Annotated in this window: 10 protein-coding genes and 1 pseudogene; 6 read left to right on the forward strand and 5 right to left on the reverse strand. The window is 35.7% G+C overall.

What is annotated here, in order from left to right; all coding sequences use genetic code 11:
* Positions 1-266: 266 nt before the first annotated feature.
* On the forward strand, positions 267-1,385 hold the full coding sequence (locus ADJ83_RS13340) for a DUF4309 domain-containing protein (RefSeq protein WP_048717935.1): 1,119 nt from the start codon (positions 267-269) through the stop codon (positions 1,383-1,385).
* 107 nt (positions 1,386-1,492) lie between these two features.
* Here ADJ83_RS13340 and ADJ83_RS13345 read toward each other — a convergent pair whose 3' ends face one another.
* Entirely contained in the window at positions 1,493-2,725 is a 1,233-nt protein-coding gene (locus ADJ83_RS13345) for an aminopeptidase (RefSeq protein WP_048717937.1), read from the reverse strand.
* A 213-nt stretch (positions 2,726-2,938) separates the two neighbouring features.
* Between ADJ83_RS13345 and pgmB the strand changes: the two genes are divergently transcribed.
* On the forward strand, positions 2,939-3,604 hold the full coding sequence (gene pgmB / locus ADJ83_RS13350) for a beta-phosphoglucomutase (protein WP_031537409.1): 666 nt from the start codon (positions 2,939-2,941) through the stop codon (positions 3,602-3,604).
* A gap of 50 nt (positions 3,605-3,654) precedes the next feature.
* Here pgmB and ADJ83_RS13355 read toward each other — a convergent pair whose 3' ends face one another.
* The 4 genes and pseudogenes from ADJ83_RS13355 to ADJ83_RS25850 form a co-directional block, all read right to left on the reverse strand.
* A complete protein-coding gene (locus ADJ83_RS13355) occupies positions 3,655-4,644 on the reverse strand; it encodes a DNA topoisomerase (RefSeq protein ID WP_109769036.1) in 990 nt (329 codons plus the stop codon).
* A gap of 103 nt (positions 4,645-4,747) precedes the next feature.
* The gene (ltrA, locus tag ADJ83_RS13360) at positions 4,748-6,574 is read right to left on the reverse strand and encodes a group II intron reverse transcriptase/maturase (protein ID WP_031537410.1); all 1,827 of its coding nucleotides are present in this window, start codon (positions 6,572-6,574) and stop codon (positions 4,748-4,750) included.
* Between the two features lie 698 nt (positions 6,575-7,272).
* Positions 7,273-8,364: pseudogene (locus ADJ83_RS13365) on the reverse strand (DNA topoisomerase); the annotation flags it as partial.
* Positions 8,365-8,605: 241 nt separating this feature from the next.
* Positions 8,606-8,764: a hypothetical protein gene (locus ADJ83_RS25850; RefSeq protein ID WP_162837578.1), complete on the reverse strand. Its 159-nt coding sequence runs from the start codon at positions 8,762-8,764 to the stop codon at positions 8,606-8,608.
* A gap of 113 nt (positions 8,765-8,877) precedes the next feature.
* Here ADJ83_RS25850 and ADJ83_RS13370 point away from each other — a divergent pair, with 113 nt between their 5' ends.
* The 4 genes from ADJ83_RS13370 to ADJ83_RS13385 all read left to right on the forward strand — a co-directional run bounded on the left by ADJ83_RS13370 (position 8,878) and on the right by ADJ83_RS13385 (position 12,414).
* A complete protein-coding gene (locus ADJ83_RS13370) occupies positions 8,878-9,258 on the forward strand; it encodes a DUF1992 domain-containing protein (protein WP_048717939.1) in 381 nt (126 codons plus the stop codon).
* A gap of 250 nt (positions 9,259-9,508) precedes the next feature.
* On the forward strand, positions 9,509-10,309 hold the full coding sequence (motA, locus tag ADJ83_RS13375; RefSeq protein WP_048717941.1) for a flagellar motor stator protein MotA: 801 nt from the start codon (positions 9,509-9,511) through the stop codon (positions 10,307-10,309).
* Positions 10,302-11,102, forward strand: coding sequence for a flagellar motor protein MotB (gene motB, locus ADJ83_RS13380; protein WP_048717943.1), 801 nt, complete (start codon positions 10,302-10,304; stop codon positions 11,100-11,102). Before motA ends, motB begins: the two co-directional genes overlap by 8 nt.
* 208 nt (positions 11,103-11,310) lie before the next feature.
* Positions 11,311-12,414: a carbohydrate kinase gene (locus tag ADJ83_RS13385; protein WP_048717944.1), complete on the forward strand. Its 1,104-nt coding sequence runs from the start codon at positions 11,311-11,313 to the stop codon at positions 12,412-12,414.

The following is a 12,414-nucleotide window of genomic DNA, read 5'->3' on the forward strand; positions in this document are numbered from 1 at the left end:
AAAGGGAGCTAAAAAAAACTCCCACAAAAACTTGACTCAATCTTGGAAAAAGCTAGATTTGTAGATTGGAGAGCAATTTGGTACTATAAATAGGTATGTGTCAGGCTTAAACAAAATGTGAGTACTATTTTTTGTTAGCCTTAAATAAAATAACTTATGGTGAGAGTGCCATTTTCTTTAATGATAAAGGCAATAATTTACCGTAATCGAGATATTTATTCTCCAAATAGAGAGAATAGATGTGTTTGAAAAATAGGAGAAATATAATGAAAAGAAATAAATATATCTGGTTATTATGGGTAGGGATAATGATAATTGCAGGAATTTTAGTGGCTTCCATGGTGAATTCCTATTTAGCAGAAAAACAAAAGAACGAGATGGACAAAAAACATGTCGTTATTAAGAAAGATTTACAGTGGGTAGAAGAAAATGCTTATTTTGAAATAGATATGAAAGTCAAAGAGAAAGCGTATCAGGTATTTATTGTAGGAGAAGGGGAAAGGAAGTATCAGCAAGTCGAAGATAATGAGTTTGGAAAAAAAGATGATACGATTGTAACCGGAGACTTTTCCTTTTATTTATGGACAAAAGAGTACGGAAATGAGGTGGTGAAACAAGAGCTGGAATTACCAAATCCGATGACTTTTAATTTGTCCCAAAAAAACATTGGAACATTTCTTGTTAATCAGCAAAATATTGCTGCTGTTTTTCAAGGGGAAGAAGCAGATAAAGTAATGGCTTATTTCTATACTATTCATGAAGAGAAATTGGATGTTTTGACAGATTATGGAATGAAAATATACAGTAAAAATATCAAAAATATTCAACAAAACTATATACAGACATTAAGAAAAAAAGATAATGAAATAATGGAATTTGATACATGGATGCTTGAGCCAACTACTGGGAAATTATTAAAAGTGGATGGAACTTCAATTGAGAATAAGAAAATCATTAAAAATTGGCTTGAACAGGAAGAGTTTTATTTTCCATATAAAAATTTAAGTGTTACGACAAGTTTACTAAATTTAGCGGAACAAGGTATGTTAATAGGTGCTCAATATCCAATTGGTACTAATATAAAAGAGATAAAGAAAATAAACTCGAATTATACGGATGCTGATTATAATCAGAAATACAATCAATTAGATCTTCCAGAGGTGACATATTACTATGATAAGAGAACAGAACTTGTTACCTCCATTTCAATCCCTGGAATTCGATTAAAAGAATCGGTGCAGGCCATTCAAGATACATTAGGGAAGCCTGAGGAATATGTTACAAAAGATGATGGGTATGTTGCGACATACTTAGCAGGAAATTATAAGCTACTAATCCAATTAGATTTATCGCAAAAGATTAAATCGATTCGATTAGTAAAATAGGGTTTTTATCGAAGCAAAAATAAGGATGCCTCATGGAATGGCTATAAATCGTAACCAATCCATGAGGCATCCTTTATTTCATTCTATTTTTTTCGGGAGGCTGGTGCTTAAAAAGCCCAATCACCATTACGGAACACGGCTTCTACAGTACCATCTGCTGTAATACCATCAATGTTCATTTTGTCTGAACCAATCATAAAGTCGACATGTGTAATGCTCTCGTTAAGTCCTTTTTCTGCTAATTCTTCGCTAGACATCTTTTTCCCACCTTCAATACAGAATGCATAGGCACTTCCAATTGCTAAGTGGTTTGATGCATTTTCATCGAATAATGTATTGTAGTATAGAATATTAGATTGTGATATTGGAGAACGATGTGGCACTAAAGCAACCTCTCCAAGATAATGAGAGCCTTCATCTGTTTCTACTAACTGGCGAAGAATTTCTTCTCCTTCCTCAGCCTTCACATCCACAATACGTCCATCTTTAAACGTAACAGAGAAATTATTAATAATATTACCACCATAGCTTAATGGTTTTGTACTTGATACAGTTCCATTTACACCTGTTTTATGAGGAACGGTGAAAACTTCTTCTGTCGGCATATTTGCCATGAATTCAAAACCTTTTTCATTGATAGAGCCTGCTCCACACCATAGATGTCCTTTTGGAAGCTCGATGGTTAAATCTGTACCTGGAGCTGTGTAATGAAGCTTTTCATATGCTTTCTCATTTAAGTAATCTACTTTTGTATGAAGTGTTTTGTCATGTTCTTGCCAAGCTTGGATTGGATTTTCCTGATCCACTCTGATTGCTTTGAAAATAGCATCCCAAAGTAATTCTACTCTAGAATCTTCTGGAGCGTCAGGGAAAACAAGATTTGCCCATGCCTTTGAAGGCACAGCAATTACTGTCCAGCTTACTTTATCGGACTGTACATATTTTCGGAACTGGCTTAAAGCGGTGCCAGAAGCTTTTTGGAAATTGCTGATTCTTTCAGAAGGAATCCCTTTTAAAAGGTCTGGACTTGAAGATACAACAGACATGAAGGCTGCTCCTTCTTCCGCAAGTGCAATTGTCTCTTTTGCTCTCCATTCGGGATATTCGGTGAATGCTTCGTCTGGTGCCAATTCAAATTTTGTGCGAGTAACGACATCATCACCCCAGTTAACAACGACATTTTTTGCACCGATTTGGTATGCCTCTTTCACTACTAAACGAACAAATTCAGCAGCTTCAATAGATGTATTGATAACAAGTGTTTGTCCGTTTTGGATATTAACGCCGACCTTTACTGCAAGTTCAGCATATTTCTGAAGATTTTCTTGAAATGTACTCATTTTCATTCTCCTTTTCTATAAGCTATTAGCTCTATGTATGAGCATAAATCCCAAGGATGGAATGGATGCTGCTTCTATTGTAGCTTTTTTAGAATAAGAAATAAACTGATTGATCGTAACATTAGGATAATAATTGATGGTATTTAGAGGAGCGTGACAACTAGGCTGTATTTTTTGTTAGAATAGACGTGACGATTATTCAAGGAGGATTATATGGCTAATAAATTACAGGCAGTTATCTTTGACTTTGATGGTGTCATAGCAGATACTGTCCCTCACTATTACGAAGCAACGAAAAGAATGGCGATGAAAATCGGAGTCCCATTTACAAAAGAGGATAATTTAAGGTATCAGGGTGTACCAAGAAAGATTCTGATTGATGATTTAGTGGCAAGAACAAATAATGTTTTTTCAGAATCAGAAAAAGAAGCGCTAGGAAATCAGAAAAGTGATTATTATAAAGAATTAATTAGTGAATTTACTGTTGAAAATATGTTGCCAGGAATGTATGTGTTTCTAAAAGAATTGAAGGATGCCGGGATAAAATTTGGAATTGCGTCCTCTAGTTCCAATGCTCCGTATCTTTTGGATCGCTTTGGAATTAGAAACTGGTTCGAATGCATCGTAGATCCTCATTCTCTAACAAAAGGAAAGCCTGATCCAGAAATATTTTTAGCAGCTGCGGATTGTTTAGGGGTTGATTATGCTAATTGTGCTGCAATAGAGGATGGGCAAGCAGGCTTGAGCGGAATATTGCAAACACCTATGTTTGCTGTTGGTATTGGGGAGGGAGAAGTATTTGAGAAAGCAAATTGGCGAGTTTCCTCTACCTTGGAATTAAAAGCTAATACTTTATTAGAAAAGTTCCATAATAGATAGAAAAAATCCAAACAATCATATGTATCGTATGATTGTTTGGATTTTACTATTTAATCTTCGTCTTTCTTCATAGCGGCTTTCAATAAGTCACCTAAACTGTTTCCAAAGCTTTCGTCTTTGCTATATTTTTGAACTAATTTTCGTTCTTCTCTTTTATTTATCGTTTTTTTACGATCTGTCGCTTTTTCTACAACGTTACAGTTTCTGCATTGGAAATAGGTTCCTGCCACTCCGTTATGAATCTCCATTTTCTTATGGCATTGCGGACAGCGTTTATTTGATAGCTTAGGATCCTTTCTTTTACTGAAAGAACACTCTAGACTGGAGCATACAAGAATTTTTCCGTTTTTTGTATTCTTTTCCTTCAAGAAGGAACCACACTCAGGACACTTGGAGCCCGTTAAATTTTGCATTTTATATGATTTATCACTATGTTTAATTTCACGGACAAATCGTTTGGTTTGATCCTTGATTTGCTCCATAAACTGTTGAGCATTTGCTTTTCCCTTTGCTATATCCTCTAACTCATTTTCCCACTTCGCTGTCAAGTCAGGAGTAGTCAAATCATCGTTAACAAGATTAATCAATTGTTTCCCTTTAGAAGTAGAATGTAATTTTCCGTTTTGTCTTTCCAACACTTCAGAGGAAAGGAGTCTTTCAATAATTTCTGCACGTGTAGCAGGTGTTCCAAGCCCAAATTTCTCCATTTTCCCTAGAATATCAGCTTCCGTAAAGCGTGATGGAGCTTCTGTGAATTTTTGCTCCATTATCACGGATTGTACTGTTAACTTTTTTCCTTTTTGAAGCTGAATCTTTTTGTCAGAATCTGTTTTACGGTTATCTAAAGCTTTAAAGCCTAAATCCAATACATTCGTTTCTTGAGCAACAAATGTTTCTCCATTGATGTCTAACATAGTAGAAATCGTTTCATATTTGTATTTTGGATAAAATAATGTCAAAAATCTTTTTACGATTAAATCATAAATTTTTACTTCCTCATTATCTAAACGATTTAAAAAAACGGGCTGTTCCGTTGGAATGAATAGGAATAGGTAACTTTCTACTTCGGCATTATCCGTTAAGTGTACTCATTTTCCCCTCCTCCACACCGTACGTGAAAGTTTCCCCTCATACGGCGTTCCATCAAGTAGTTACAAGATTGATCGGTTCAAGACTACATTGAGTTCGAAGTTTATTTAGCTTGTTAAGAGCTTTTTTATCTTCAATGAGATTGCTGTACTTTTCTATTGTTTCGGGTTTAATTGCATGAATAAGTTTATGGACATCTTTATGAACAATTCTAAGGTTTTGGTAGCCATCTGTTCCCCCAAGTTCTCTTGGTATGACGTGATGACAATGTAGCGTGTCTATAGCAAGTTCAATTTTTGTTACTTCACATTTCATTTTTGTCATGGAAGCTCTTGAAATTCTATTGTCGTTGTATTCAGCCGTTTCATATGGATTATAATTTTTCATGAGTTGAATGATGTTATTATTAGTGCTGTTTTCCAATTTCTTAGAGGATTTGTTTCGCCCCTCTTGGGTGTAATCACATATGTCTTGGCTGAAATTCATAACTGGTTTGTGTTGAACATGGTCGATTGGATAGATGAAAACCTTGTGAATCTTCCACGTTTTTGCTTTCGAATTTCCATAGAATTTCTTATACAAAGGCGATATTTCGCTACGTTTAGGTGTTCCATAGTTCGCTACATTTCTTAGTTTGTGGAGCATAAACTTATCCAAAGAGAAAGCTAATTTAGAGAAGTCAATATTAGCATAGGTAGCACAGCTATAATACTCATGCCAACCTAAAATCATGCTATTCAGCTTAGTCACATGGGAAGATTCAGGTTGTTTAGCAATTAGCTCAACCTGACTTCGGATTTCATCGCTCATTCGTTTCATTGCTTTGCCTGAAATGTGAGATTGTGCTACATATCCTCCGAATGTTTTTCCCTTTTTGACGGCTTTTATTTTGACTCCTAAGAAATCTGAGTAATTTTTACGCAGATTAATAATTTTTGATTTCTCTTCACTTATTTCTAACTTTAATCTGATATTCAACCACTCTTTTACAGCGGTATAAATTCTTTTGGCAGTGTTGTAATTTCTACACATTATTTTGAAGTCATCGGCGTATCTCACAATGTACATTTGTTTCAAGTTTGTTTTCTTTTGTTGATTGTACTGACTTGCATAAGTCTTGTACTTTTTTATAGTTTTAAAAGTTTCCCATTGTGATGAAATCCACCAATCAAGTTCATTAAGGACAATGTTTGATAGCAGAGGGGATAAAATGCCTCCCTGTGGAGTTCCTTTCTTTGGTATTCCTTCTCCTTGTATGGGGGCTTTTAGCATCGCTTTGATTATGCTAATTAGTTTCCTATCTTGAATACCTAATGCATACATTTGTTTAACCAACTTTGTATGATTTACATTATCAAAGAATCCTTTTATATCAATATCCACTGTATAGTACATTTTTCCGATATTGATTAAGGACATCATACGAGATATTGCATGTTTGGTACTTCTGTTTGGTCGGAAACCATAGCTATGCGGATGAAATTTTGCCTCACATATTGGCTCAAGGACTTGTCGAATACTCTGTTGTACCAATCTATCCACCATTGTCGGTATCCCTAATGGTCTTTTCTTACCATCTGCTTTTGGAATATAGACTCTTTTAACAGTATCAGGCTTGTAGTTATTTAACTTTGCTTGAACCATTTTAATATAAGAGTCCAAACCCTTGTCTTTAATGTCTTTAATTGTAATGTTGTCAACACCCGCTGTTTGACTTCCAGTGTTAGTTTTTATCATTCTAAATGCCAATCGAATATTATTTTCACTGGAGATGGTGTCCATTAGATTACGAAACGAAAAGTTGTTTTTCGATTTTTGATACAAGTCATCAAAGACTTGTGTCATCTCATAGTAATCATTATACCTGTATTTGTTCGCCACTCTGTTGGGACAACTCCTTTGAAGGATGTTGCTTTCCCTGTCTTACCCGAAAAACAGAGTCATAGTTTGAATCAATCAACTTGTCCTTACTTGACTTGTGCCTATCCCTCTACAGCTTATTATCACTGCTTCATCGGTACTGTGGCACTACTTTCACCAAGATTAAGTAGCTTCATCTGGCTTTTCGTCTACAACTGTCCTCGACTATGAGTTTCTGTCATGACAGATACAGTTCTTGGCTTCCCACGTTCCAAAGATTCCCGTTAACGCAATACTTAGGTGCCTCCTTTGAGCCTGTTAGCTTAATACCGTCATTCGCTCGGTATAGAGTCTTTCATAACGCCAATTCTTACTCAACTCCGCTAACGTACCAAATTGGTACTACGTTATCATCACAGATACCGTAACCACCTATAGACTCGTACATTCAGAGGTTCGTCAGTGTATAAACACATTCTCACCATATATTACAACCACCCGACTACTCTAAGTGACAGTTCTTAATTCCTGTTCACTTTCGCCGACTTCACCCCGCTTTAAACAGTTCCACCATAGTCTGCTTCCCTGCTTAGGGGAGTATTAGTGTGAGGGTTTCAGCACAGCATGACGGCTTTCATTCCCCTCAAGGATTCTTCAGTTTTCTACTAAACCATCCCAACTGATATTTCTATCAGAATTTCAGGTTAACGTGTCGCACTGGCATGGTGATCAGAAACTTTATTGTTATTGAACACATTATTTGCCTCGATTTTTCCTTTATTACGTAAGACCGGTTGCACCTCTTCTTTAAATGCGCCAGCAATACTTTCTAAGCGATCAAGCATGGTAGCCTTCATATCTGTTGTTAAGTAACGTGAGTCCGTTCTAGGATAGGTTACTAGTTTATGCTGTTCATATAGCTTTTGCAATACATTTAGCGTCTTTTTAGCAGAAAAGCCAAATCGTCTATTTGCATCACGCTGCAACTCGGTTAAATCGTAAGGCAATGGTTGATGTTCTGTTTTTTCTTTTATAATAAGGGATTCTACTGTAGCTGGCTTTCCCTTTGACTTAGCCACAATCTCTTCTGCTTTTTCTTTAGAAAAGATTCTTCGCTCCTGGTTATTTTCGTATTTTGCTTGCAGTGAGTCTACGTTTGCAGTGATGGTCCAATATTCTTTCGGAACAAAGGATTGAATCTCTTTTTCTCTTTCTAGAACCATGGAGAGGGTTGGTGTTTGAACTCGACCAGCAGACAATGGGTCATTGAACTTAGTAGTTAAGGCTCTTGAAACATTTAATCCAATTAGCCAATCAGCTTGAGCTCTACATACAGCTGATTGGTATAAGCGATCAAATTCCTTCCCTGGTTTTAACTGCTTAAATCCATCTTTTATTGCACGGTCGGTTTGAGACGAAATCCATAAGCGCTGCGTTGGTTTGTTAAAACGGATTTTTTCTAATATCCACCTTGCAACTAATTCTCCTTCTCGTCCTGCATCGGTTGCGATAATGCATTCTTTAATCTCTTTTCTTTTTGCTAATTGTTCAATGGCTTTGTATTGATGACTTGTTTGTTTCATGACCTTTAATTCCATCTTCTGTGGAATTATTGGCAAATCATCTAGATTCCAATTTTTATATTTAGGATCATAGTGCTCTGGCATTTTTAATTCAATTAAGTGGCCTAAAGCCCAAGTAACAATATACTTATCTGATTCTAAATAGCTTTTATTTGATTTATTGCAGCCAAGTACTCTTGCAATTTCTCTCGCAACACTCGGTTTTTCACATAAAACAAGTGACTTCATTTAAACACCTTCTAACAAAAAATTTTGGGCCGTTTCTTGATCTTAAATAAAAGTTGGTTGATTTCTGTTTATTCAACTTAAGGAAAAGCTTCTTAAGAATAATACGATACATTCTAGTATAACATGAGTTGAGGCTGGTAATAGGATATAGTGTTGAATGAGAGGGGCTGTGCTTTAGTTTATAGGAAATATGAGGAACGGCGTCCATTCTCTTTTTTTGAACGCCGTATGTTGATTTGTCTTACTCTTCTTCTTCGATTCGATTCTTAAATGCTTCTTGTGTTACAATAAATTCTTCATCTCCAGGAGCATCCTCTGTATGTGTATGCTTTCTTGTGTCTTTTGGAAGCGGTCCAGGATGATGTTTCTTTTTATGATTAAAATGTTCTCCACGTGCCATTGATAACACCCCTTTCTTACCTTTCTATTTTTCATAAAAATGGTCTATCCTATACGAAAGGGAATGGAAAAATATATAATGAAACTAGGTATATAAAACAGGAGGGGATGGGAATGGATTTTTCGTTTCTTGTTTCAGAAGACAAAATTAAAAAAGCGTACCAAAATGGTGAGTTTAACAATCTTCCTGGGTTCGGTAAACCACTTCCAAAAGATAGCTTAGCCTCCGTACCAGAAGAATTGCGAATGGCTTATCGCGTATTGAGAAATGCCGGATATTCTTTAGAGGAAGATAAGATTAGGCAGGAATTGTTGTCAATGGAAGATTTAATCCGTTCTTGTGAAACAGAAGAAGAGAAAGTGGATTTGCAAAGAAAATATAATGAAAAATTATGGAGATTTAATAAAATGATGAAAGAGCGAACAGGGACTAATCATTCAAAGCATTTTTCTAATTATCAGAAGAAGGTTGAGGAACGGTTATTTCCTCAGTAAGTCTTTGGGTATAGTTTTTTGGCTTACGTCGTAAGATTGACTGCTTATTCGATTTTTATCTTTTAAAAGGATAGAATGATTAACACTAGGGGATAAAACATCGCCCTTTTTTTTGAAAAAAACAGGACTATTGGCATAAATCAAGAAGTTAACAAAATTTACATAAAATAAAACTAAAAAAAAGAGGAGATTTGTCGAAAAAAAGGATAAGACTTAGAAACGAAATTTTGGAATAAGATAGGTGAACAAGATGGATAAAACATCCTTGATAGGAATTATACTTGCCATTATTGCTGTTGGAGTAGGGATGGTTTTTAAAGGAGTTAGCCCAATCGTATTATTGAACCCAGCGGCTATTCTCATTATTTTAGTCGGTACAGTTGCGGCAGTAGTTATTGCCTTTCCAGCTTCTGAAATTAAACGAGTTCCAAAGTTATTTGGTATCCTGTTTAAGGAACAAAGAATACAGGATACGAAAGAGTTAATCCGTTTGTTTTCAGAGTGGGCACAATTAGCTAGAAAAGAAGGTTTACTTGCTTTAGAAGCCAAAACAGATGATATTGAAGATCCATTTTTGAAAAATGGCTTATCTTTATCTGTTGACGGACAAAGTGCAGAGTATATTAGAGATGTATTAACAGAAGAAATAGAGGCGATGGAAGAAAGACATCGCACTGGATCACAAATTTTTACACAAGCGGGAACTTATGCCCCTACATTAGGAGTATTAGGTGCAGTTATTGGACTTATTGCGGCATTGGGCAATATGTCAGATGCCGAAGCACTTGGACATGCTATTAGTGCTGCGTTTGTCGCTACTCTAATGGGAATTTTTACAGGATACGTTTTATGGCATCCATTTGCCAATAAGTTGAAAAGAAAATCACAAATGGAAGCAAGCCAAAAATATTTAATGATAGAAGGAGTTCTCTCCATTTTAGAGGGAGAAGCACCTAGAGTAATTGAACAGAAACTAGCATCGTATTTACCAGTTTCAGAAAGAAGAAAATTTCTGGAGGAAAACGAAAGTAGTGTGAATGCGAATGAGTAAGAAGAAGAAAAAAAAGAAAGTTCATCATGATGAACATATAGATGAAACTTGGTTGGTTCCGTACGCAGATATTCTGACCTTATTGTTAGCTTTGTTTATCGTATTATATGGAATGAGTTCTGTCGATGCAAAAAAATTCTCCGCAATAGCAGATGCATTTAATAGAGAATTACAGGGGGGGACAGGTTTCTTTGAATATCCTAGTCCCACACCATACCTGGAGGAGAATGAATCAGATATAAATATAGGTGATAAAGAAAAAGAGGAAGAATCAAAGGAGCTCACGGAAGAGGAACTGAAGGAATTAAAGAAACAGCAAGATCAAAAGGAATTGGAAGATATTCAGAAAAAGGTAAATGCTTATATTGATGAGAATAAATTAGGAAATAAGCTTGATACAGAGCTTACTGGGGAAGGCTTGCATGTATTGATTAGAGATAATGTCTTATTTGCTTCAGGTAGTGCAGATGTAAGAAGTAAGGATAGAACAGTCGTTACTGAAATTGCCAACTTACTGGTGATGGATCCGCCAAGGAGTATAATCATAAGTGGACATACAGATAATGTTCCAATTAGTAATTCTCGTTATGATTCAAACTGGGAACTAAGTGTAACGAGAGCGTTAAATTTCATGAAATTACTCCTTGAAAATAAAAAACTTGATCCGAAATCATTTAGTGCTAAAGGGTACGGCGAGTTTCAACCGATTGCCAGTAACAAGACTGCTGAAGGAAGAGCACAAAATAGAAGAGTGGATATTTTAATTCAACCACGAATAGCAACAGAAGACTAACGAATGATAGTCTTTCTGTTGCTTTTTTTTTAAAATTAGAAAGAAGGATGCTCGTTATAAGACGAATAGATAAAATTTTTGCAGGGATGAATAAATTATTGTCTTTCTATAAACAAAAGTTTATAATATAAACAAAAGTTTTGTTAGGTAAGAGTACAAGTTTTTACACATTATATTATTGTTAGTTTCACTTTAACCTGAGGGGGAAATGGAAGTGAATGGTAAAGAGATGTACATCCTTCGGCTAATTAAAGAAAATCCCTTTGTTACGCAAAATGAATTAGCTGAGAAACTGGGGTTGTCCCGTTCTGCTGTGGCAGGATATATTTCTTCTTTAACAAAAGAAGGAAAATTACTTGGAAGAGCTTATGTATTACCGAAAAAGAAAGAAGTTATTTGTATAGGCGGAGCCAATATTGATCGTAAGGTTCAAGCAGATGAGACGATTCAGTATGGAACATCCAATCCAGCCTCAACAAGTCAGTCACCTGGAGGAGTAGCAAGAAATATTGCAGAGAATTTAGGTAGACTGGGTATCGATACCTCTTTATTCACTATTGTAGGAGAGGATCATGAAGGGGAATGGTTATTAGATACTACGAAGCATTATGCGGATATCACTCCTTCTCTGTTGTCTAATCTAAATAGAACGGGTACCTATACAGCGCTGTTAGATTCAGATGGTGAGCTTGCTGTGGCTTTAGCGGATATGTCTATCTATGACAGCATTGATAAAGATACAATTGATAAAAAATGGGGCTATATAGCAACATCGGAATTAGTCATATTAGATACTAATTTTTCAGGAGATGTATTAGAGCATATTATTGTTCGATGTAGACAAGAAAATATGGCATTATGTATTACCCCTGTATCTGCACCTAAGGTCAAAAAATTGCCCGATAATTTACAAGGAGTAACATGGCTTATTGCAAATAGTGATGAAGCCGAAGTACTTACTGGAATGAAAATTAAAGAAGAGGGAGATTTCTTTAAGGCTGCCGAAAAAATTATTGCCAAGGGTGTAGAAAAGGTCGTTATAACTCGGGGAGATAAAGGGCTAATTTATTTTACAAAACTTGGTGAGGCAGGGGTTATTTTAACTCCAGAAGCAGAAGTGATTGATGTAACAGGAGCGGGAGATTCACTCGTTTCAGGTATCATGTATTCGCATATTAAAGGGCTAAACACAGAAAATGCATGCAAAATTGGAATTGCTTGCTCCATCATAACACTTCAATCAAATCAGACAGTAAACCCTTTATTAAATAATAAAAAGTTACAAGAAATTTTCGGAAAATACTTTCGTTAA

The organism is Bacillus sp. 522_BSPC (genome assembly GCF_001076885.1).
Taxonomy (GTDB): Bacteria; Bacillota; Bacilli; order Bacillales; family Cytobacillaceae; genus Niallia; species Niallia hominis.